Origin of the sequence: Empedobacter sp. GD03739 (assembly GCF_029843245.1) — a bacterium.
Lineage (GTDB): Bacteria > Bacteroidota > Bacteroidia > Flavobacteriales > Weeksellaceae > Empedobacter > Empedobacter falsenii_B.
The window spans coordinates 34,062-58,384 of sequence record NZ_JAOCHX010000013.1; the positions used below are offsets into that span (position 1 = coordinate 34,062).

The window sequence follows — 24,323 nt, forward strand, 5'->3', positions numbered from 1 at the left end:
TTTAGTCGTTCAAATTATCACAAAAAAAATGAGTAAAAATTTAACAAAATTGGCTTGTCTAGCTATAGCTATAGCTATGTCTCTGCTCAACAGAAAACGACAGATAGTGTGGTTGTAGAAAAAGTAGAATTAATACAACCAAGAGAAAACAAAGACAAAGTTGATGTGCAGTTTTATGGATTTATCAGGAATGATATTTTATGGATACGCGTCAAATGATTGGAGCAGGAGAGGCTTTGGTTCCGCTTTATCCAAAAGATCGTTTATCGGATGTAAACGGTGCTGATATCAATGCAGCTTCTAAATTTCACATGTTATCGATTGTTTCGAGAGCTGGTGTTAATTTGAAAGGTCCAGAATTACTTGGAGCTAAAACTTCTGGTATTTTAGAGGGAGAATTTTTTGGAGCAACAGAAGGAGGAATCAACGAGTTTCGTTTGCGTCACGCATATGTGATGTTGGATTGGGAGAAAACGCAATTAGGGATTGGACAATATTGGCATCCTTTCGTTGTGTTAGAAGCTTTGCCAAATGTTGCAAATTATGGAACTGGTGCGCCTGTTTATGCTTTAAATCGTAATCCTCAAGTTCGTTTAACGCATAAATTCACAGACAAATTTAAAGTTATTGCTGCTTTACATTCTCAACGAGATTTTACTCCAAATACAGAGCCCTTTCGAAATAGTGGAATGCCAGCGGCTCATCTTCAATTTCAATATAAATCACAAGTTTTTACTGCCGGAATTGGTGCGCAATATGAAAATTTGAAGCCAAAATTATCTTCAGGAAATCCTCCTGTTAAGTCTAATGAACGAGTTGAAAATGTTTCGTTTATGGCTTATTCTAAGTTAAATACAAAACCTTTACAAGTAACTTTCGCTGGATATTTGATGCAAGATGCGTCGTCTTTTGTACAACTTGGTGGAATTGTAGGATATCAAACAAGTCCGACGGCTGTTGAAACATATAAACCAATGAATACGCATAGTATGTGGATTGATTTGCAACAAAACTCAACAGGTAAATTTTCGTTCGGACTATTTGCAGGTTATGTTAGAAATAATGGTGTGAAAAATCCAGTAGAAGGAGCAATTGCATCAATATCTTATGGTGTAACGACAAATTGGGGCGCAATTTCGGCAACTCCAGGTACACGCACTGTAAATTATTTGTACAAAGTAGTTCCTCGTTTAGATCTTACCTTAAGCAAAGCCTTAAAATTTAGATTAGAATATGATCGAAGCACAGCGCAATGGGCAGATGCGACGATAAAAGGTACGGGAACCGAAAATAAATATTTAGCAAATAACAATAGATTTCAACTGACAACATTATTTAACTTCTAATATTACACAAAAAACATGAGTACAAATACTTTAGATACTTCGCAAACAGTAGCGAAGAAGGATAATATTTTCCAAATTATTTTAGCATCATCTGTCGGAACCTTAATCGAATGGTACGATATGTTCTTGGCAATCATCTTAGCTAGTGTATTATCAACACAATTATTTCCTAACGATGGTTCGTCGCATTTCTTAGAAACACTTGCAGTAGTGGTTTCATCATTTATGTTCCGTCCGATTGGATCATTAATTTTTGGAAGTATTGGAGATCGTATTGGTAGAAAATATTCATTCTTAGTTTCTTTAATTATGATGGGAGCAGCTACATTCTTGATTGGTTGTATTCCAACTTTTGATAGTGTAGGTTGGTTTGCTCCTGTTTTATTATTGTTTTGCCGCATTATGCAAGGACTTGCAATTAGTGGAGAATATGCAGGTGCTGTAATTTATGTAGCAGAACATGCGCCAGCAGAGAAGCGAGGATTTTACACAGGGTTTATTCAAGCAACTGTTCCAATTGGATTATTATTATGTTTAACAGTTGTTTTCTTAACACAATCATTTTTATCAGAAGAGGCTTTTGCAAGTTTCGGATGGAGGATTCCATTCTTATTTAGTGGAATATTAGTGATTTTGAGTTACTTTATTCGTCAACGCTTACATGAAAGTCCAATTTTTGAACAATTAAAAAAAGAAGGAAAAACATCTAAAACTCCAATTAAAGATGCTTTTACAACTCCAGGAAACGTAAAGTTAATGTTAAAGGCTATTTTTGGAGGAAATGCGGCGCAAAGTACAATTATGCAAACAACGTTATTCGTTACGCTTTTCTTCTTACAACGCGCAGTTAACTTACCTTACGAAACAGTTTTAATTGTTGTTTTATGTTCTACATTATTTAGTTCATTTTTCTATCAATGGTTTGGTGCATTAAGTGATAAAATTGGTCGTAAACCTGTTATGTTAGGTGGAATGATTTGTAGTTTTATCTTAATTCCATTATCATTTTTTTTGTACATGAAATTAGGAAATCCTGAAGGATTGAAAGAAGTTCATGATATTTCGAATTTAGCAGTTTTAGGAATTGTAGTTGTAAGTTTAATTACTTCAATTGCAGGAGCAGCAACATATGGTCCGCTTGGAGCTTTTATGTTAGAAATTTTCCCAACAAAGATTCGATACACTAGTATGGGATTTGCACAAAATATGGGAAATGGATTTATTGGTGGAGCAACAACTTTTGTAACGGAATTAATCAAAAGTACGATTATCGTTTCGGCTGCTATGTCGCCTTATATTGGATTAGCTTATCCATTGATATTAATCTTTATTGCGATTTTAGTGAATTATTTTACAATTCCAGAAACATACAAAACAGATTTAACAGAAGATAATTAAAATCAATAATAGACAAAATGTAAAAATCCTTCAAGTAATTCTTGAAGGATTTTTTTAGAGGAATTAAATTTCAATGCAAAAAAAATCCACTCAAACGAATGGATTTTTTTATTGTATCAGAAATATTATTTTTTCTTTTTTGTATCAACTGCTCCTGATAATTCAGATCCAGCTTTAAATTTAGCTACTGTTTTAGCAGCAATTTTAATTTCTTTTTTAGTTTGTGGGTTGATACCTGTTCTTGCAGCTCTCTCAGAAGTTGAGAAAGTACCGAATCCTACTAAAGCAACTTTGTCTCCTTTTGCTAAAGCTTTAGTTACATTTTCTGTAAATGAGTTTAAGGCTTTTTTAGCAGCTTCTTTAGAAATTCCAGCGTCAGCTGCAATCGCATCGATAAGTTCTGATTTGTTCATAGTTGTAACTTTTTAAATTAATTTATACACAAATATACTCTTTCCCTTTATTTGTGCAAGTTTCAACGCAAAAAATTTCAAGAAAAATGCAAAATTTTATGAAATCTGTGTCAAAAATCAGTAAATAAGTACTTATTTTACGAATAAGGTATCCTCGTTTTGATGTCCATTGATGAAATCTTTGGCTGTCATACGACGCTTTCCTTCCGGTTGAAGTTCTAAAATTTCGTAAACTCCTTGAGGTAGATTGATATAAAGGTTATTTTTTTGTAAAATTAATTGATAATCTTCTCCTTCAACAACAATATCCGTTTTTAGACCTGCATATATTTTTAACGATTTATAATTTTCGCCATTTCCAAAAGTTGTCCATGCACATGGATAAGGAGAAAGTCCTCTAATCTTATTGTGAATAGTATTGATTGAATCGTTCCAATCTATTTTACAATCTTCCTTAAAGATTTTTGGAGCATGTTTTAATTCTGTTGTTTCATCTTGCGGATGAGGTTTTAATGAATCATTTTCTAAACCATCCAACGTTTTCACGACTAATTTCGCACCGATATGCATCAATTCGTCATGAATTTTACCAACATTATCATTTTCTCCAATTTCTACTTTATCAGAAATTAAGATATTTCCGGTATCAATTTTTTCATCAATTAAGAAAGTTGTTACTCCAGTTTCCTGATCACCATTCATCACAGCCCAATTAATTGGTGCAGCTCCGCGATACTGAGGAAGAAGTGAACCGTGTAAATTGAATGTTCCTTTCGACGGAATTGACCAAACAACTTGTGGCAACATACGAAAAGCTACAACAACAAAAACATCAGCATTCCAGCTTTTTAATGTTTCGATAAAAGCTTCGTCTCGTAATTTTTCTGGTTGAGCCAAAGGCAAATTATGTTCAACTGCATATTTTTTGACATCAGAAATATTCATTTTTTGTCCTCTACCAGACGGTTTATCTGGAACAGTAACAACTCCAACTATTTCGTGATGACTATTTGTATTGATTTCATTCAAAGATGTCGCCGCAAATTCGGGCGTACCCATAAAGACTACTCGCATTTTTATTCTATTAGTTTATAAGAATCGAATCCAATTGGTTGAACTCGCATTTCGTCTATCAAATATTGCAATTCTTCGACGATTTTATCTTTTGGCGAATTTATGAATTTTGAAAGGATTTCGGCTTGCGTTTTTGTACCTTCTTTCAAATATTCAATTAAATCGGTTGAATTAAAGTTTTCATTTTGTTTTTTGGATTGACAAACATCGCATTTACCACAATTTTGATCAGATTTTTGATTAAAATATCCAAATAATAAACGTTCTCTACAAATTGTATTTTGTTCGGCATAATAAGCCATAGCTTGCAAACGTTTCCAATTATTCACTTGAATTGCTTCGAAATCTTTCCACAATTTATTTTTAAACGCATTAGAATCGCGCGGAACAAGAAATCTAAATCGCGCTAAAAATCGATCCGAATAATCAATAGAACCATTTTTTGCATATTCGTGTAAGCTATTCCTAATGTCGCCAATACTCATATGCAATTCAAACGCCATTTTACTTTCCGAAATTTCTCTATTATAAGTGTAAATTCCAGGGTAATGACGTTGTAAATAATCAAAAATTCGGTTTTCATTCAAATTAATCGAATGTGGTGACGCCAAAATTTGAATGCTACTATTTTGTGAATAATTTTTTTGCTGAATGATTTCTTTCGTATTTAAAAACTCTAAAAATTGAAGAACCATTTTAAGATTTAAACCAAATTTTTCGGCAAATTTTGGAAGATCCAATTGATAATTCATTTCCGTTAATTCGCCTTCCGCTAATTGCAATTGACTAAACAAACAATTCCCAATTTTGATAAAATCTTGTTGCGAAGGTAAATTCGCTTTGAAAATATTTTCTGCTTGAATTCGATCATCAGGATTGTACAAATAAATTCCATACGATTCCTGTTCATCACGTCCAGCGCGCCCAACTTCTTGGTAATACGCTTCTATTCCTTGTGGCAAATCGATATGAAAAACGGTACGAACATTTGGTTTGTCTATTCCCATTCCAAACGCATTTGTCGAAACCATAATTCGCGAATTACTTAACATCCAATCTTGCTGTTTTTGCTCTTTTTCGTCTTTGGTTAATTTGGCGTGAAAAAAATCGGCATCAAATCCATTTTGACTTAAAAAACTTGCAATCTCGTAGGTTAATTTTCGATTTCGAACAAAAATAATACTCGAACCAGGATATTTTTTTAAATAATAAATCAAATCATTTTTCTTGTCAGCAGAAAGGAAAACATTGTACGAAAGGTTTTCTCTTTTTAAAGAAGATTTGAAAACTTCAGGATTATTTAGCTCTAATTTTTCAACAATTTCTTGCTGAATTTTCTCTGTCGCTGTTGCAGTCAAAGCTAAGATTGGAACTTTAGGAAGAATAGTTTTTAATCTTGAAATTCGATGATATGCAGGTCGAAAATCATGTCCCCATTCAGAAACGCAATGTGCTTCGTCAACAGCTAGCAAACTAATATTGATTTGTTTCAATCGCTCGACAAAAATTCTACTTTGCAAACGCTCTGGCGAAACATATAATAATTTGATTTTATTGTTTTGACAATCGTCCAAAATTTTTCCAATCGTATTTTGGTCAATTTCATTGGTAATATATGCCGTAGAAATTCCTTTGGATTGTAAATTCTGAACTTGATCTTTCATCAACGCAATAAGCGGCGAAATGACCAATGTTAATCCATCAAAAATAATCGCAGGAACTTGATAACAGATAGATTTTCCGCCACCAGTCGGCAAAATTGCTAATGTATCTTTCCCTTCCAAAACACTTGCGATGATTTCCTCTTGCGGCGTTTTGAAAGAAGGATAATTCCAATACTTAAAAAGAATTTCTTTTGGTGTCAAATTACAAAGCTTTGTTGTAAATTTAGGTAAAATCTGTGATTTATTAGAAGAATTAACTGATTATACCTTTTCTGTATTTTACAAAAAGTGGAATTTCATTCATTAAAAAATACAAAAAGCCAACAAATTTGTTGACTTTTTGGTTTGAAATTTATTCTGTAATCCCTTCTAACATAAATAAGAAAGCATCTTCTTTTGCATCTTCTTTCAATGACTCGAATCGACCAGATGCACCACCGTGTCCTGTATCCATATTTGTATCTAAAAGTAAAATGTTATTATCTGTTTTTAAATCTCTTAATTTCGCCACCCATTTTGCAGGTTCCCAATATTGTACTTGAGAATCGTGTAAACCTGTCGAAACATAAAGGTTTGGATAAGCTTTCGCTTCCACATTATCGTAAGGCGAATACGATTTCATATAATCGTAATATTCTTTTTCGTTTGGATTTCCCCATTCATCATATTCCCCTGTTGTCAATGGAATAGAATCGTCTAACATTGTTGTGACAACATCCACAAAAGGAACTTGCGCAATTACACCATTGAATAATGTTGGCTCGTAATTAATCACAGCACCCATCAACAATCCACCAGCAGAACCTCCCATTGCGTACAAGTGTTTTGATGACGTATAATTTTGTTGAATCAAATATTTTGCTGCATCAATATAATCGAAGAAAGTATTTTTCTTTTCTAACATTTTTCCATCTTCATACCATTCGCGACCAAGATATTGACCACCACGAATATGTGCAATTGCATAGATAAAACCTCTGTCCAAAAGACTTAATCGAACCGAACTAAAATAAGGCTCTATCGTGTAACCATACGAACCATAAGCGTAAAGTAGAAGAGGAGTTTCGGCAGAAAGAGGCGTATCTTTTCGACGAACCAATGAGATTGGAACCATTTCTCCATCGCGAGCTTCTGCCCAAATACGTTCAGAAATATAATTTTCTTTATCAAAATCACCTATAACAACTTGCTCTTTTTTGATTTCGAATGTTTTATCATTCATGTTAAAATCAATCACAGAAGAAGGAGTTGTCAACGATGTATATCCGTAACGCAAAATGTCAGTATCAAAATCTGGATTTGTGCCAACATTTGCTGTATAAGTTTCTTCGTTAAATGGCAAATAATAATCAGTTGAATTATCCCATGCTTTGATATTCATCTGCAATAAACCGTTTGTACGTTCTTCGATAACCAAATAATTTTTGAAAATTTCGAAACCTTCAATCAATGTTTCTTCACGATGAGGAATCACATCAATCCAATTTTCTTGTTCTGTTTTTTCGACAGAAGTTTTCATTAATTTGAAGTTAAACGCATCATCTTTATTGGTTTGAATATAAAATGAATCACCAAAATGTTCGATTGAATATTCTAAATCACGTTCTCTTTTTTGAAAGATTTTAAACTCAGCATCTGGTTGATTAGAAGGAATATATCTAAACTCATCTGAAACAGTACTTGAAGATCCAATAATGATGTAATCTCTTGATTTTGATTTGTAAACAAACGCATTGAACGTATCATCTACTTCTTCAAAAACTAAGACATCATCTTCTTGTTTTGTCCCTAATTTGTGTTTCCAAATTTGATAAGCTCGCAATGTTTCATCTTTTATTGTATAAAATAAAGTCTGATTATCAGCCGCCCAAACAGAACCTCCAGTTGTGTTTTCTATTTTATCTGAAAGAATTTCTCCAGTTGTTAAATCTTTGATTTGAATCGTATAAATTCTTCGCGAAACATTGTCAACCCCAAAGGAAACCAATTGATTATTTGGCGCCATCGAAATTCCGCCCAATTGATAATACGAATGACCTTCTGCCATTGTATTGACATCAAAAAGAATTTCATCTGGATTCTCTAAACTATCTTTTCGACGTTTGTGAATTGGATATTCTTTTCCTTTTTGATATTCCGTCAAATACCAATAACCATTCAATTTGTACGGAACAGACGAATCATCTTCTTTGATTCGCGCTTTCATTTCCTCAAAAAGTTTGGTTTGTAAAGCTTCTGTTGGTTGTAGAATAGCTTTTGTGTATTCGTTTTCTTGGTTCAAATAATTGATAACTTCAGAGTTTTCACGATCATTCAACCAATAATAATTATCGATGCGGATATCTCCGTGTTTTTCTAATTTTTGTTCTATTTTTTTCGCAATAGGTGCTTGCATTTTCTAAAATTTAAGGTGCAAATGTACTATAAAAACTTACTTTGAATAAGTTGTAGTTGACCAAGATTTATCACCTGTTTTATATTCGATGATGATATTATTTTCGTTCAAATAGCCAATTGTTTGGTAATTTCCGTTTTGAGAAATCACTGTCACATGGAAAATATTTTGTTGAGCAGCTGGATAAAATTGTGCAATAACTTGTGAATTTTCTTGATCTATTAAGACAAATTCGTTGTTATTTGTACTTGCTGTAGTGTAATTTTTTCCGTTTGATTTGTAGACGTTTTTGTTTTCTACAGTTTTATTTGACACTTGCGTAACGACTTTATTCGTTGTTTCTTTAACGGTTGTAGTTGTTGTATTTTCTGTTTTAGTTATAGGTAAATCTTTCGCATTTTGTTTTCCAACCTGATTCATAGCAAATGTTAAGGCTTCTTGATAACCTTTTGTAAAATCTTTTTCCTTTGACGAACCTTCATAAGTTGAAATCACATTATTATTACAGTCTGTAAACGTTACTTTTAATTTATTTTTAAAAGCAACAGAAGTATTTTCAATATTTGCTTTTGTAGCTAAACAAGGATTGATTTGCACATCTAACGGAATAGAATTTTCATTTACTATTTCATATTCTTTTTTTCTCAAAGCAGTTTTCAATCCTGTATTCAATTGATAATCTTCTTTTACGAAATCTTTAAATAGTTGAGGAATGATAACATATTTGTAATCAGCTACATTTTGTGCTTGTAATGACGATAAAGCAATAAGAAATAAACTTGATAATATAATTTTCATAGCAAGATTATTTAGCTGATAATTTAACATCTTTCCAACTATTATTTTCAGAAACTTCATACGAAATTGTATTTCCACTGATGTATCCTACCGAAAAATAATTCGAATTTCCTTTAGTAACAATTACTCTGTAAATTCCATTTTTTAGGGTCGGTTCAAATTTTGCAACAACTTGATTTCCATTTTCGGACATCAACATAAAACCACCATTTTGCAGTTCTATTTTTTGATACGTAGTTGTTCCATCTGTCAACAAATTAGTAGCTGTTACCTGAGTTCCTTTTAGTTCTGGTATATATGCAGTTGTTGTTTCTGTTTGGGATTTATCTAATTTTACCATCTGAACAGAAGCTTTCGCATTTTGGGATTTTAAAGGATTTAAAGCTAGTTTTATAGCTTCTTGGTAACCTTTGTCATATTCTTTAATCTTAGAAGTTCCTTCAAATTTTTCAATATTTTTATTAGAACAATCCGTAAAACTTACCTCTAATTTATTATTTAAAAAACTTTTAACTTTTAAAATATCCGCATTCAAAGCTAAACAAGGATTTTGCACAACTTCTTGTGGCCAAGAAGATTTATCAGAAGGTAAAACTTCGTATTTTTTCTGCGTCAAAATATATCTTAATCGATTATTTAATTGATATTCATCTTTATCAAAACTAGAAAATTTTTCAGGAATATTGATGTACTTATAATCACTTGTTTCTTGTGCATTTATCGTAGAAAAACTACATAAAAGTATAGCAGCTATTAAATTTTTCATTTAAAAAGTTATTTGTATCAAATATAAAAAAATAGAATTGTTTTAACCTAAATATATTTGTTATGCTGAATTTTTCATTCCAAAATAGTTAATAAAATTGAATCATTTAAAATAATATTATTTGTAAGAAATGATTTATAGATCTGATTATAAATGATTAACTTTATTTAAATTAAAATCATAAAATTATGTCAAGTTTAAAAGATAAAGTTGCGATTGTAACTGGAGCTAGCTCTGGAATTGGGAAAGCTGTTGCTGAATTATATGCCAAAGAGGGTGCGAAAGTTGTGGTTTCGGATATTAATGAAGAAGGTGGAAATGAAGTAGTAGAAATTATCAAAAAGAATGGAGGAGAAGCGATATTTTTCAAAGCTGATACTTCTTCGCCAGAAGATAATGAAGCATTAGTAAATAAAACGCTTGAAGTTTATGGAAAACTTGATATAGCTTGTAACAATGCTGGAATTGGTGGTCCTGCTGAGCTGACTGAAAATTATCCACTAGATGGTTGGAAAAAAGTAATAGATATCAATTTTAATGGTGTTTTTTACGGATGTAAATATCAATTACAAGCAATGGAAAAGAATGGAGGAGGTTCTATTGTTAATATGGCTTCTATTCATGGTACTGTCGCTGCGCCAATGAGTTCGGCTTATACTTCTGCAAAGCATGGAGTTGTAGGTTTGACGAAAAACATTGGAGCGGAATACGGACCAAAAAATATTCGTTGTAATGCAGTTGGACCAGGTTATATTATGACGCCTTTGTTGTCGAATAATTTGAGTGCAGATCATTTAGAGTTGCTTGTTACAAAACATCCAATGGGTCGTTTGGGACAGCCAGAAGAAGTTGCGGAGTTGGTTTTATTCTTAAGTTCGGACAAAGCATCCTTTATGACAGGCGGTTATTACCTTGTTGATGGAGGATATACAGCGGTTTAAAATATTTTTGATCGAATCTTCAAGATTAAATGGTTTTCTATAATTTAATCCTTAATTTTGCCTGAACGAAATACAAACAAACAATGAAATTTTTTATCGATACAGCTAACTTAGCTGACATTAAAGAAGCCCAAGATTTAGGAGTTTTAGATGGTGTAACAACAAATCCATCTTTAATGGCAAAAGAAGGAATTACAGGTCAAGAAAATATTTTGAATCACTACAAAGCAATTTGCGAATTAGTTGACGGAGATGTTTCTGCTGAGGTAATTTCTACTGATTTCGAAGGAATGGTAAAAGAAGGTGAAGCTTTAGCAGCTTTAAATCCTCAAATCGTAGTTAAAATTCCTATGACGAAAGATGGTGTAAAAGCTTGTAAATACTTTTCAACAAAAGGAATTAGAACTAATGTTACTTTAGTTTTTTCTGTAGGACAAGCATTATTGGCTGCAAAAGCTGGTGCAACTTACGTTTCTCCATTCATCGGACGTTTAGACGATATTTCGACAGATGGTTTAAACTTAATCGAAGAAATTCGTTTGGTTTATGATAACTATTTGTACGAAACTCAAATTTTAGCCGCTTCAGTTCGTAATACAATGCATATTGTAAACTGTGCAAAAATTGGTGCTGATGTTATGACAGGACCTTTATCATCAATCTTAGGATTGTTAAAACACCCTTTAACAGATTCTGGATTAGCAGAATTCTTAGCTGATTACGCTAAAGGGAACCAATAATTTGAAATAGAATTTTCTATATATGAGTCGCTTAATTTTAAGCGACTTTTTTTATGAATTTATATTAATGAAAAGCTTTTAATTATCAAGTTGATAAAAATAGTGTTAATAAATAAAAAAAGATGTTTTATTGTGAATAATATAAAATTATTAATTGTAAATTGATAAAAGTATTAGAAACTAAAATATTTCTTATTAGTATGTTAAAAACATTTATTTTATTATCAGTCACGCTTGGTATCCCTTTTTTATTAATCATGTTTCTTTATGGAAGCACATTTTTTAAGAAAAATATCAATAATGACTAATAATTTTTTCCATTTACTAAATTAAAAAATCCTTCACTTGTATGAGCGAAGGATTTTTTTATGATGGTTTGATTAATGATTATTTTATTACAACTCTTTTGTTGATTTCCATTTGTTTTCCAACAACTTTGATGATATAAACACCTGGAGTTTTGAAATTAACTTCAACTTCTTTTTGATTTGATGAATTAGAAACTTCATTAATTAATTGTCCGTTGAAATTAAAAACAGAAACTTTCTGAATTGATTTCGAATTATTTTCAAGTTTAACTTTAATCGAACGATTTGTTACATTGTAAACTGAAACATCATCACGCTTTTGATATTCGAAATCTCCAGTTCCTAAATTCGAACCCCAAATTTTTTCTGCATATTCAGGATGATCAATAAATGGGTTTCTGTTTTTTTGGTATCTGTAGACTAAATTATTAATATCTTTTTCACGATCAGAAACAGGATCATTTAAATGCCAAGTCATTAATATTTTCAAGAAAGTGTCTGTAAAAACTTTATCTTTTGTTTTATTAAACATAGCATAAGACCAACTCTGAATACCATTTTCTTGATAACGAGTAGCAAAATAAAAATAAGCACGAGCTATATCACCTTTAAACTCATCAATTGGTTCGAAAACTGTTCCAGAAAATCCCGCAGAGTATCCAGAGTTTTTATTACTTCCTAATTTAGAGCCATTTAAAGAAGTGTATGTTGCACTTTCAACAACTCCATAAGGAAAATTATCTCTTTTATTATTAACATAACCATCAGTTGGCCAGATATGGAATGCATCTGCAACCATAGGAGAGTTTTTATTAAAAACACTTTGAGGAATAATATGCTCTCTGTTGTAGCAGTCTCCTTCATTTTTATAACCAGAACTGCCACATTGATCTGAAGATTTTATAAAATTATAAGGATCAATTTTTTTCGGTATCTCTGAATAAATATCATAAATAGAATTATCTTTTTCATCATATTTATCTAAAAAACCATTATCAGAATCTGTTCTATTATAAAGTGTCCATAATCCGCCATATGTTAAATCTGTATGGTTTTTTATTATTTCATATAGCTGTGTTTTTAAGGTAAAGCTGCTACCAGTTGCAGTGTCGTAATAGTTACTTGGTGCTTGCGCTGACGCTAAAACACTTACTGTAAATATAGATAAAGAACATAAAATTTTTTTCATAAACAATTTAGCTAAAAAAAGCTGTGATTTCCACAGCTTGTACTTTGTATAAATTTATGAAATTTAAAGTTTACTAATTGTTAAATTATTTACTGTAATTTTGATAAATCACCAATGAATCTTGAATTTGTTTATTTAATAATTTGTATAAGTCAGGTTGATTTAAAGAAACTCCAGCTATCGATTTCAATTTTTTCTGAAAATTCTTAGAACCTAACAAAAATTTTGCTCGATAAGAATCTTTATTCATGACTTTTTTGGCTTGTAAATCTTTAAAATCTTTTCTAATTTTTCGTGCATATAATTCAGACAAGTCAAATTGCAACTGCATTTCTTTTAAAATTTCTGTATGTTGCATAGATAGCCACGAATTACTTTCATCAAATTTATTGGTAACCCAAAGTTCAGGAAGTTCTCCTGTAGATTCTGCAATTTGCCAACCTAATTTTGAATCTAAAAATCCTTGAGGAACCTTTGTTTGAATAGGTTTCTTTTTGAAGTTTTTGTAATTAAGCTTCATATCTTTTTTCCATTCAATTACAGATTGAGCTTGAAGAGAATGATAACAGAAAAGAGTAATTATAAAAAAGAATATTGATTTATTCATCAGATAATCAGGGTGTTGATTTTAAATGTTTTCTAACAAATCAAGTCTCATCCCATGAGAACCTTTTATCAAAATATTTTGAGTTTTGATTGGATTTTCTTTCAAACATTCTTCAAAGGCAACACGGTTTTCAAATTTTTGTACTTTTGGATTATTCGTAATTGTTTCACCAAAATTATGTCCTAGAATAAAAATTTGATCAAAATCTAAACTTTCAGCTAAATCTAAAATACGTTGATGCTCAGATTTTGATTCTTCTCCAAGCTCGAACATATCACCAATAATAACTGTTTTAGAACCTTCAAATTTTGCAAAATTATTTAACGAAGCTTCCATACTACTTGGGTTTGCGTTGTAAGCATCCATCACAATTTTGTAATTTTCTTTATTGATAATTTGTGAACGATTATTTGATGGAAAATAATTTTCGATTCCTTGTTGAATAGTTTTAGCATTAATCCCGAAATGTTGTCCAATTGCAATTGCACACGAAATATTGCTAAAATTATAGTTTCCTGTTAAATGAGATTGAATTTTTAAATCTTGGTATTTAACCGCCAAATATTCAGTTTCATTTTCTATCAATTCGATTTGAACATCTGCATTATGTTGATCAGAAAATGTAATTCGATTAATATCTTCAGTTTTTTCAACTTGAATTGGATCATTAAAATTGACAAAAGCAGTTCTGTTATTTGCTCTCAAAAAATCATACAATTCAGATTTTCCTTTAATCACACCTTCAATTCCTCCGAAACCTTCTAAATGAGCTTTACCAAAATTGGTGATATACCCATAATCTGGTTGAGAAATAGAAGCTAATAACTCGATTTCTTTTTGATGATTCGCACCCATTTCGATCACAGCCATTTCTGTATCTTCTGGAATAGAAAGTATAGTTAAAGGAACTCCGATATGATTATTCAGATTTCCGAAAGTATAATGCGTTTTGAATTTCTCTTTTAAAACAGCTGAAATCAATTCTTTTGTCGTTGTTTTCCCATTAGAACCAGTCAATCCAATAAATGGTATTTTAAGGTAATTACGATAAGTTCTCGCTAAATCTTGTAGAGTTTCTAAAGCATCATTAACCAAAAAAATATTTTGAGATGTATTTTCAAATTCTTTTTCGTCAACAATTGCCATTGCAGCTCCTTGATTAATCGCTTCTTGAGCGAAAGTATTTCCATTAAAATTAGCTCCTTTTAAAGCAAAAAAGATACAATTTTGTGAGATGTTGCGTGTATCAGTCGTAACTATTTTCGATTTAAGAAATTTTTCGAATATTTCTGCTGTTTTCATAGTGTAAAAATAAAAAATCTCGATGAAATTAATCACCGAGATTTAAAATATTTTGAAAAGGATTATTATCCTCTACGCTTACGTTTTGATTCGAAACTACCAGAGTATTCTTGTGCTACACGGAAACCAATCCAGTTTGTTGCACTTGCTTGGTGTAAGTAGCGTCTTTGTCCTGGATCTATCCAGTAAATAGGGTCTTTCCAGGAACCACCTTTTACAACACGTGTTTCATCAGAGATGTCAGAAGTACGTTTAGAAGAATCTTTTTCTAAAATTACACGACCTTTTTCATCTACTCTAAATTTACGTTGAGGAGCGTTGTACATATCTTTTGTCGCTTGATCAGCAGATTTACCTTCCTCAGTACGTGGTGATAAAGAAGAATTAGGGTCACCATCACGATAATTTGTTAAATCATATACTGTTTGCTTTTTGTAAGCACCAGGTAATCCTTTGTAAACTAAACGTCCGTTGTCTAATGTATCATATTCAACATTTGTTTCGTCATATTTTTCAAAACCACCTGCTCCGTTGTCAATTTTTGTTTTTAAAATATTTCCACGGTAGTAGTTGAAATCGTTTGCTTCTTCATCAATAATTGGACGATAAACATCAGAAACCCATTCAGCAACATTTCCTAACATTCCGTAAAGACCAAAATCATTTGAAGGATATTTACGAACATCACTTGTAATTGCAGAACCATCGTTACCAAATCCACCAATTCCAGAGTAATCTCCACGTCCTTGTTTGAAGTTGTCTAAATATTGTCCTCTTTGAGCACCTTTTGTAACTCTTAAGTTGTTTTGAGCAACATCTTTTCCTTTGTATTCGTTGTATTCACGATTTCCAGGTAAAGCTAATGCTGCGTATTCCCACTCAGCTTCTGTAGGTAAACGGAAAGGTTGCACTTCTAAAGAACTAGTAGCGCGATTCGCTTTTAAGATACGGGTATTTTGTGTTTTGATTTGATTCGCTCTCATAATTTTCGTCGAGTCAATCGCTTCGTTTACATTTGTATCGCCTAACTTATATTGCTCAGCACTAAATGTCTTATTTCCGTAATTATATTCTTCATTAGCATAGTAATCTTTTGATAAGATTCCTTTGTTCATCAAGGCTTTTTCGTTTGCGCGGTCTGTTAACCAATCACAATAGTTAACGGCTTGTAACCAAGAAATACCAACTACTGGATAATAGCTGAATTCTGGTGAAAATAAATAATTTTCTGTAGAGAAGTCATCACGAGATAATTGATTGTTAAAAACCGTTTCATCTGGTAATGCTCCATTATAAATATCCCTGTATTGTGTGTCTTCTGGTGGGAAAACAACTTTTAACCAAGTTAAATATTCTCTATATTCGTAGTTTGTAACCTCAGTTTCACCAATAAAGAAAGATTTTACTTGCATACGAACAGGAGAATTATTCCAATCGTGTAACACGTCATCTTTCGTAATTCCCATCGTAAAAGATCCACCTTCGATGAAAACCATTCCAGGCCAAGCTTTGATGTTTTCTTTCTTTTTACCTGAAAAAAACCAACCTTTACTATCGTTTGGTTTCCATCCTGTACGACTTGTGAAATTTTTTGTTCCACCTCCTTTTTTCTTTCCTGAACTGCTTGCACAACCCATGAATACACTCATAGTAACAGCTGCAAGAGCAAGAGAAAAAATACGTCCTTTATTCATTTTCATAGAATATTTCTGGTTTTCGAAAATTAAATTTAATGCAAATAAAAGCATTTGACATTAATCTTACAACGAAAAAATGCTTTATTTCTTGTATCAAACGTAAGAATTATTTTTTTATTTTACGATTGAAAATATATTTGTCAAAATAGCGTTATTCAGACATGAAGAAATATTTTATTTTAGTAGCAACTTTGCTTCAATTTCCTCAATTGTTTAGTCAAAATTACAAAATAAATTGGGAGAATAATCAAACAATTTCTTTAACGAATGGAAATAAGGTAAATGTGCCGTTTTTTTCGAATAAAGATAATTATTTTGTTGGAGGATATTTTCTTCCAGAATTTGTCGTTGAGTTAAATTCTACAAATCAAGAAGTTGAATTGTCAAATGTTCAATTTAGAGAAGTACAGAATGAATTGGCTGATTTGAATACCTCTTCGATTACAGATAAAATTAATTTTTCTTCATATAATATTATTGATAAAAATGGTCAGCAAAAACTGATTGTTAAAGTTGTACCATTTGTCAAACAAAATAATAAGATTTTAAAAATAGAATCTTTCTCAATTGTTCCGAAATCAATACAATCTCGAAAAGCATCTTCTCGAAAATTAATTGATAATTCGACTACAAGTGTTTTGAAAACGGGAGATTGGTACAAAATAAAAGTTTCTAAAGATGGAGTTTTTAAATTAGATAAAAGTTTCTTTACTAAAAATGGAATTCCGACTAATTTTAATCCAAAATTGCTAAAAATCTATGGAAATGGAGAAGGGCGTTTGATGGAAAATTTAACGGAAGATAGAATTAGTGCTTTGAATGAAATTCCAATAAAATTTGTTGGAGGTGAAGACAATTCTTTTGATAATTCAGATTATGTTTTGTTTTATGCAAAAGGTCCGCATCAGTGGTATAGAAATAATACGACAACATTACAAGATGCAAAGGTTCGTTATAATTTATATGATGATTTTGCTTACTATTTTATTAGTTTTAATGGAGAAGATGGCAAGCGAGTAGGAGAGCAAACGCTTACTGCAAGTCCTGTAAAAACTTTTTCGACTTTTGATAATTTACAGTTTCATGAAAAAGATTCGATTAACTTAAATGGTCTTGGGCAAATTTGGGTTGGAGAAAATATTGGTTTAAATGGAGGTTTCAAGAAAACGTTCAAAGCGAATGCTGTAAATGGTGGAGAAGCATATTTGCGTTATGCGGTGGTTGGAAAAAATGCAAACAATACATCATATAGCGTTAATTTAAATGGACAAACTTTTACTCATTCTTTAGGAAACTCTTTATTTGATAGAAATATTCAAGATAAAACAGTTTCATTAGGTTCAAATTCTATCGATATTGCGGTTTCTTCTAACGGAACCAATCCTTCTGGTTTAGCATATTTAGATTATTTACAATTACGTTTCAAAGATGGTTTAACCTATAATAATGAGCAATTTACTTTTCAGTTTTTAGAAGATATTAATGATGGAAGTGTGAATGCTTTTTCATTGAATAATGCTGCAAATGTTTCTGTTTGGAATGTTTCTGATATTCATTTAATTTCTTCAATTGTTCCGCAAAGTAATTTGTATAAGTTTAGCACAAATCATCTGAATCAGTTTGTCGCATTCAAGGATGAAAATGCTTTTACAGATGCAAAATATGTAGGGAAAGTAGCAAATCAAGATATTCGTAGTTTAACCGATATTAATTATATAATTGTCACGCATCCAAAATATTTGGATCAAGCTACTCGCTTGGCGAATTTTAGAAAAGAACATGATAAGATAAATGTTGCAGTTGTAACAACGGAACAAGTTTACAACGATTTTTCTTCTGGAAGTCAAGATCCTATTGCGATTCGTGATTTCTTTAAATTCTTAAAAGATAGATCAAGTCCAAATTTAGAATATGGTGTTTTGTTTGGAGCAACAACCTATGATCCAAAAAATAGAGTAAAGGATTTTACAAATTATCTTCCAACTTTTACAGACGAACCTTCTCTTGATATTGATGGTGCGATTGCAACGGATGATTATTTTGCAATGTTAAATGATAATGTAAAAATGTTATCGAATAGCGTAGACGGAATTTATAGTTACGATGCCAATTGGTTTGAAATAGCTGTAGGACGAATTTCTGCTTCTAATTCTACTGAGGCAAAGATTTTGGTTGATAAAATAGTTTCATATTACGATAAAGTTCAAGGAAAAGGAACTTCGTATGGCGATTGGCGAACAAAAATTGTTGCAGTTACTGATAATGATAATAATGTAAATACTCCAGGCTTAAATGCCAAAATTGATACTGAATTTTCTAAACCTGAGAATCAAATTTATACGATTAATAAAATATATTCGGGAGCTCATCAACCTGAAAGTACTTCTGCCGGAGTTAGATATCCAACCGTAAATCAAGCAATTTTGAATGGAATCGAGTTAGGTTCAAACTTCTTGATGTATTACGGTCATGGAGGTCCTCGTAGTTGGGCGCAAGAGCGAATTATTACAGCAGAAGAATTAACAAATTTATCCAATTTTAATGCAGCTTATTCACGTTTACCTATCGTAACAACTGTGACTTGTGATTTTACAATTTGGGATTTACCGCAATATAATTCTGCCGGAGAAGCTATGTTGAAAAACGCAAATGGAGGAGCCTTGTCTATGATAACAACCAATCGTCCGATTGGAACAGGCTATGGAGATTCGATGAATAATTTTTTGATCGAACAATTTTTTAAGAAAGTTGGAATAGAAAATCAAACAATTGGTAAAGCGCTTAATGAAGCAAAATTAAATTATTCTCCAAAACATCAAAATAACAAAAGTGTAAGTATTCTTGGAGATCCGATGTTAGTAATTCATCGTCCACAACAAGATATTGAAATATTAAGCATCAAAAATAAAAAAGATGTAGATGCCCTTGCTGGTGGTAAAATGCAAGCATTAGATTTTATAACGATTACAGGTAAAGTAAATCAATTATCTAATACTTCTATTGATAATAGTTTCAATGGGAAAATTGCGATTAGTTTGTATGAAAAACCTGAAACGAAAACCATTTTATCGGAGTCTGATTGGGCTGGAAAAACTTTCGAAACAGAAAATAAAACAATTTATAAAGGAATAGGAAAAGTAGAAAAAGGTGAATTTACGATTCAATTTTATGTTCCGAAAGATATTAATTATGAATTAGGAAATCGTAAAATAAAATTTTATGCTTGGGATGAGAAAGATGGTAAAGACGCATCGACTTTAAAAACAATTACGATTGAAGGAATTAACGAAGAAGGATTGAATGATGATGAACGTCCGCAAGGAAAATTATATATGAATAATCTTCATTTTGCGAATGGAGGAATTACAGATCGTTCGCCTTATTTGGTTGGTTGTTTAACTGATAATTCAGGTATTAATGCAACAGGATCAAGTATTGGACACGATATTGTTGCAACGCTTGATGGAAAAGTGCAAGATGCTTATGTGTTGAATGAATATTATGATGGAGGTGATGCAAACCCATGTATCAATAAGAATTTTGAAGATTATCAGAAAGGACAAGTAATGTATCAATTGAAAAATCTTGAACTTGGTCAACATACTGTGAATTTAAAATTTTGGGATATCAACAATAATTCGAATACTGTAACGTTAGACTTTGTAGTAATGGAAAATGGAACAGGACAATTACATATTGATAAATTGTTAAACTGGCCAAATCCATTTACAAAGAATACGTTTTTCCATTTTGAACATAATTGTGATTCTGAGTTAGATGTAATGGTTCAGATATTTACAATTTCAGGAAAATTAGTCAAAACGATTCGTAAAACTGTTTCAGCAGAACCTTTTAGAGAAGGATATCGAACAGGTAAATATGCGATAGAATGGGATGGTTTGGATGATTTTGGCGATAAAATAGGAAAAGGTGTTTATATTTACAAGGTCAATGTGAAAGGTGTTGATGATACGGTTTGTAAAGGATCAGCCACCGCAGTTGAAAAACTTGTCATATTAAAATAATAAACAAAAAGAAAAAATATAATCAATAATATAACGAATGAAAAAAATTACAGCAAGTTTATTGATTTTAGCATCAGGATTTACTTTTGCTCAAAATAAAGATGAAGTTAATAATCCGATAATGACAGGAGCTCCATTTTTAAGAATTTCTCCAGATGCACGTGCAGGTGGTTTGGGAGATCAAGGAGTTGCAACTTCTGCGGATAATTATTCTCAATTTTGGAATGCGGCAAAGTATTCTTTTGCTCCTGATTATTCAGGTGTAGCCTTTTCATATACACCTTATATGGGATCTTTGGTGAATGATGTATTTTTATTGAATGCTACTTATTATACGTTTTTAGGTCAAGATGAACGTAGTACATTAGGAGCAAGTATCTATTATTTCAATATGGGAGAAATAGAACTTAACCAATTACAAGGAACTGATATTGTTTCGATGGGAAAAGCAAAACCAAATGAATTCTCTATCGATTTATCATATGGTTTACGTTTAACGGATAACTACTCTATGGCGGTAACAGGTCGTTTCATTCGTTCAGATTTATTTAACGGTGTACCTGATGTTTCAGTTCAACCAGCAAATACTTTTGCAGTTGATATTGCAGGGTATTATCAATCAGAAACAATGGATACCAACAATTTTGAAGGTAAATTACGTGGAGGTTTCCAAATCTCTAATATTGGTCCAAAATTAGACTATTCAAACTCAGAAGATAATGCATCATATTTACCAACAACTTTACGTTTAGGTGTTGGATATGATTTCAAATTTGATGATTACAATAAAGTAGGAATTACAACAGAATTTTCTAAATTATTAGTTCCAACTCCAACATATGAGAAAGATGAAAATGGAAATCCAATTCCTGAAACTAAATATATTCCTAATAAAGGAGTAATGTCTGGAATTTTCAGTTCATTTGGAGATGCTCCAGGGGGAGGAAAAGAGGAGTTAAAAGAAATTATGTATTCTGTTGGTGCAGAGTACTCTTATAATGATGCTTTGTTTATCCGTGCCGGTTATTTTCACGAAAGTCCAATGAAAGGTGATCGTCAACATTTGACATTAGGTTTAGGGCTAAAATACAATGCGTTTGCTTTTAATGCTTCTTACTTAATTCCAATGTCAGATACAAACAATGCTTTAGAAAACACATTACGTTTCGGTATTGCTTGGAATTTTGGAGGAGAAACACAAAATAGTTACGATTACTAGAAATCGTTAAGATTAAGTTATAATTGGCTAACCTTTTGGTTAGCCTTTTTTTATTTATTAACTTAAATCAAGTTTTAAATTAATAGTTAAAACTAATTTTACATCAATTAAAAAACTAAACTAATTATGTCTAACGTTGGATTAATTTTAGAAGAAAAAGCTGCTGATATAGGAAATTTTTTGGTTGGTAGATTATTACCATTTCGTCAAAAAAGACATGTCGGACCATTTGTATTTATCGATCATATGGGACCAACAAAAATGAAAGATTATCAAAATCTTGATGTAGGACCGCACCCACATATTGGTTTATCAACTTTGACTTATTTATTTGAAGGAGCGATTATGCATCGCGATAGTTTAGGAACTGAATTAGAAATTCAGCCTGGAGCTGTGAATTGGATGACTGCTGGTAAAGGTGTTGTACATTCTGAGCGAACTCCGGAATATCTACGTACAACAGAAAAAACATTACATGGTTTACAAATTTGGGTGGCTTTGCCAAAAGAATTAGAAAATATGGAGCCGAGTTTTGTTCATGTTGAAGCAGATAAATTACCAAATTGGTCAGACGAAAATGCAGATTATAAATTGATTGCAGGTAAGTTTGGTGAACATACTTCTGGCGTACCTGTTTATTCTCCTTTATATTTTATTGAAATTAAAGCTAAAAATGATTTCAAAGTTTCTTTAGGAAAAGATTTGTATGGAGAATCTGCTTTGTATGTATTAGAAGGTTCTATCAAAGATGGAGGAGAAACGTATGGAACAAAACAATTATTAGTAGCGAAAGAAGCTACTTTGTGTGAGTTTGAAATTACGGCTGGTTCTACCGTTTATATTTTTGGAGGGGAAGAATTACCAGAAGAACATTTTATCTTTTGGAATTTTGTAAGTTCTTCAAGAGAAACGATTGAAACGGCGAAGGAAGATTGGATTAATCATCGTTTTCCTAAAGTTCCAGGTGATGACGATTATGTTCCGATTCCGCAAGCGCAACAAAAAACTAAAGTAAAAGAAAACGAAAAACAAATTGATAATGAGTGATATTAATGTAACGTCAACTTCGACGGATAAAAATTATATTTCGAATATTAAAGCAGGAAAACACGAATTTAATGTAGATGAACCTTTAGACAAAGGAGGTTTGGATACAGCTGCAAAACCAAGCGAATTATTGGGAGCTGCATTGGCTTCTTGTACTTCGATTACTTTGCAAATGTATATGAATCACAAAGAATTTACTTACAAAAAAGTTGAGGTAGATGTCAATTTTGATATGATTACAACTGAGCCAATCACTTTTCAACGTCATGTTATCATAGAAGGCGATTTCGATGAGAAACAACAAACAAGATTACTGAAAGTTGCAAATTCTTGTCCTGTACACAAAGTGTTAGAAAAAGGTCACGAAATAGAAACAACGATAGAGTTTATTTAATAAAAAAAACCACTTCAGATGAAGTGGATTTTTTTATCTTAATATTTTATCTAGCTAATCCTGGTTGGATATCCAGAAATTCCTTTAATAACAATTTTCGGATTACGTTTCAATAAAACAATTAATTGTCTTAATTTTTCTGCATTATAATCTTCATTAAACATATCATCGTGCATTAAAATTACCAAATGATTTTTTTCGAATGTTTTATTTTGATCCAAACGATGTACAATTCCTTCGTAAATTTTTTCAGGCGAAGAAAGCTGATGATTGACAGATTTTTTTCCACTTCTTTCCCATTCATAATCCCAACCATAGATATAGTATTGATTTTTAGCCAATAAATCAGCTGCTGGAATTGCATTTTTTACTGGATCGTCTTTTTTACGTTTGTTCAAACGCCATGTGTTACGCGCAGGCAAACGCACCCAACGAGAATGTATATCTAATACCACCTCATTTTTGCGAATATCTTCGTAAACATTTTCTGGTACATTGTAAAAAGCTTTGTATTTGTTGCGAGCATGCGAAAAAGTATGGTTAGCAATTTCTACATTTGGATTAGCTTTATAATCTTCTACATGTTGTTTCAAATCTTTTGTAAAAGCATTAAAACCAACTAAGAAAACCGTTCCTTTTACATTTTCTTCGGTTAATATTTTATTGATATTTTTGCTTCCTTTATATGGACCATCATCAAAAGTTAGGTAGACATATTGTTTTGTCGAATCAATAGGATTTTGCTTTTCTTCTTTTGCAATAGTATCTAATTGCAAAGTAGATGAGTCAATTTTTACTGTATAAATAGAATCAACATCATTCTGCAAAATTTCTTTTGGCTCAGAAGAAGTTGTTGTTTGATTTTGAATTGGATTATTTGCCTTTTTACAAGAAAAAACAAAAAGTAAAGTTCCAATTGCAAGAAAGCTTTTTAGATGTCTGTTGATAGTGAACATTGATTGTTTAGGTTTTGTGCGAAATTAATAATTTAATCTGATTT

Annotated in this window: 20 protein-coding genes; 9 read left to right on the forward strand and 11 right to left on the reverse strand. The window is 31.6% G+C overall.

The window, feature by feature from the left end; genetic code table 11:
* Window positions 1–54: 54 nt before the first annotated feature.
* The 3 genes from N5E64_RS05950 to N5E64_RS05960 are packed head-to-tail and all read left to right on the forward strand — an operon-like array spanning window position 55 to window position 2,744.
* Window positions 55–219, forward strand: coding sequence for a hypothetical protein (locus N5E64_RS05950; RefSeq protein ID WP_280036335.1), 165 nt, complete (start codon window positions 55–57; stop codon window positions 217–219).
* Window positions 201–1,346, forward strand: a complete 1,146-nt coding sequence (locus N5E64_RS05955; RefSeq protein ID WP_257468212.1) for a DcaP family trimeric outer membrane transporter — start codon at window positions 201–203, stop codon at window positions 1,344–1,346. Before N5E64_RS05950 ends, N5E64_RS05955 begins: the two co-directional genes overlap by 19 nt.
* A 15-nt stretch (window positions 1,347–1,361) precedes the next feature.
* Window positions 1,362–2,744 carry an MFS transporter gene (locus N5E64_RS05960; protein ID WP_125349838.1) on the forward strand — a complete coding sequence of 461 codons (1,383 nt, stop codon included), beginning with the start codon at window positions 1,362–1,364 and terminating at the stop codon, window positions 2,742–2,744.
* Window positions 2,745–2,869: 125 nt separating this feature from the next.
* Here N5E64_RS05960 and N5E64_RS05965 read toward each other — a convergent pair whose 3' ends face one another.
* The 6 genes from N5E64_RS05965 to N5E64_RS05990 all read right to left on the reverse strand — a co-directional run bounded on the left by N5E64_RS05965 (window position 2,870) and on the right by N5E64_RS05990 (window position 9,854).
* A complete protein-coding gene (locus N5E64_RS05965; protein ID WP_019975917.1) occupies window positions 2,870–3,157 on the reverse strand; it encodes an HU family DNA-binding protein in 288 nt (95 codons plus the stop codon).
* Window positions 3,158–3,289: 132 nt separating this feature from the next.
* The gene (gene fmt / locus N5E64_RS05970) at window positions 3,290–4,231 is read right to left on the reverse strand and encodes a methionyl-tRNA formyltransferase (protein ID WP_257468211.1); all 942 of its coding nucleotides are present in this window, start codon (window positions 4,229–4,231) and stop codon (window positions 3,290–3,292) included.
* Between the two features lie 2 nt (window positions 4,232–4,233).
* On the reverse strand, window positions 4,234–6,096 hold the full coding sequence (locus tag N5E64_RS05975; RefSeq protein ID WP_280036341.1) for a RecQ family ATP-dependent DNA helicase: 1,863 nt from the start codon (window positions 6,094–6,096) through the stop codon (window positions 4,234–4,236).
* Between the two features lie 151 nt (window positions 6,097–6,247).
* Entirely contained in the window at window positions 6,248–8,290 is a 2,043-nt protein-coding gene (locus tag N5E64_RS05980; RefSeq protein ID WP_280036343.1) for a S9 family peptidase, read from the reverse strand.
* Window positions 8,291–8,326: 36 nt separating this feature from the next.
* On the reverse strand, window positions 8,327–9,088 hold the full coding sequence (locus N5E64_RS05985) for a hypothetical protein (RefSeq protein ID WP_280036346.1): 762 nt from the start codon (window positions 9,086–9,088) through the stop codon (window positions 8,327–8,329).
* Window positions 9,089–9,095: 7 nt separating this feature from the next.
* Window positions 9,096–9,854, reverse strand: coding sequence for a hypothetical protein (locus N5E64_RS05990; RefSeq protein WP_280036348.1), 759 nt, complete (start codon window positions 9,852–9,854; stop codon window positions 9,096–9,098).
* A 188-nt stretch (window positions 9,855–10,042) separates the two neighbouring features.
* On the opposite strand from N5E64_RS05990, the gene N5E64_RS05995 reads away from it, so the two are divergent.
* Together N5E64_RS05995 and fsa are read left to right on the forward strand one after the other, a co-directional pair.
* A complete protein-coding gene (locus tag N5E64_RS05995; protein ID WP_125349843.1) occupies window positions 10,043–10,795 on the forward strand; it encodes an SDR family NAD(P)-dependent oxidoreductase in 753 nt (250 codons plus the stop codon).
* Window positions 10,796–10,878: 83 nt separating this feature from the next.
* A complete protein-coding gene (gene fsa / locus N5E64_RS06000; RefSeq protein WP_038331430.1) occupies window positions 10,879–11,535 on the forward strand; it encodes a fructose-6-phosphate aldolase in 657 nt (218 codons plus the stop codon).
* A gap of 387 nt (window positions 11,536–11,922) precedes the next feature.
* Here fsa and N5E64_RS06005 read toward each other — a convergent pair whose 3' ends face one another.
* The 4 genes from N5E64_RS06005 to gldJ form a co-directional block, all read right to left on the reverse strand.
* Complete coding sequence (locus tag N5E64_RS06005; RefSeq protein WP_125349845.1) at window positions 11,923–13,032, reverse strand: endonuclease; 1,110 nt, start codon at window positions 13,030–13,032, stop codon at window positions 11,923–11,925.
* Window positions 13,033–13,117: 85 nt separating this feature from the next.
* Window positions 13,118–13,639 (reverse strand): hypothetical protein, encoded by a 522-nt coding sequence (locus tag N5E64_RS06010; protein WP_115000770.1) that lies wholly within the window; start codon window positions 13,637–13,639, stop codon window positions 13,118–13,120.
* Window positions 13,640–13,660: 21 nt separating this feature from the next.
* On the reverse strand, window positions 13,661–14,941 hold the full coding sequence (gene murF, locus N5E64_RS06015; protein ID WP_280036353.1) for a UDP-N-acetylmuramoyl-tripeptide--D-alanyl-D-alanine ligase: 1,281 nt from the start codon (window positions 14,939–14,941) through the stop codon (window positions 13,661–13,663).
* A gap of 65 nt (window positions 14,942–15,006) precedes the next feature.
* A complete protein-coding gene (gene gldJ, locus N5E64_RS06020) occupies window positions 15,007–16,635 on the reverse strand; it encodes a gliding motility lipoprotein GldJ (RefSeq protein ID WP_280036377.1) in 1,629 nt (542 codons plus the stop codon).
* A 164-nt stretch (window positions 16,636–16,799) separates the two neighbouring features.
* Here gldJ and porU point away from each other — a divergent pair, with 164 nt between their 5' ends.
* From porU to N5E64_RS06040, 4 genes are all read left to right on the forward strand, one after another.
* Window positions 16,800–20,663: a type IX secretion system sortase PorU gene (gene porU, locus N5E64_RS06025; RefSeq protein ID WP_280036355.1), complete on the forward strand. Its 3,864-nt coding sequence runs from the start codon at window positions 16,800–16,802 to the stop codon at window positions 20,661–20,663.
* A gap of 37 nt (window positions 20,664–20,700) precedes the next feature.
* Window positions 20,701–21,882 (forward strand): type IX secretion system outer membrane channel protein PorV, encoded by a 1,182-nt coding sequence (porV, locus tag N5E64_RS06030; protein ID WP_280036357.1) that lies wholly within the window; start codon window positions 20,701–20,703, stop codon window positions 21,880–21,882.
* Between the two features lie 126 nt (window positions 21,883–22,008).
* Window positions 22,009–22,929 (forward strand): pirin family protein, encoded by a 921-nt coding sequence (locus N5E64_RS06035; protein WP_280036359.1) that lies wholly within the window; start codon window positions 22,009–22,011, stop codon window positions 22,927–22,929.
* Window positions 22,922–23,323, forward strand: a complete 402-nt coding sequence (locus N5E64_RS06040; RefSeq protein WP_115000762.1) for an OsmC family protein — start codon at window positions 22,922–22,924, stop codon at window positions 23,321–23,323. The genes N5E64_RS06035 and N5E64_RS06040 overlap by 8 nt, the downstream gene beginning before the upstream one ends.
* A 50-nt stretch (window positions 23,324–23,373) precedes the next feature.
* Here the strand turns inward: N5E64_RS06040 and N5E64_RS06045 are convergent, their stop codons facing one another.
* Window positions 23,374–24,279, reverse strand: a complete 906-nt coding sequence (locus N5E64_RS06045; protein ID WP_280036361.1) for a polysaccharide deacetylase family protein — start codon at window positions 24,277–24,279, stop codon at window positions 23,374–23,376.
* Window positions 24,280–24,323: the final 44 nt, after the last annotated feature.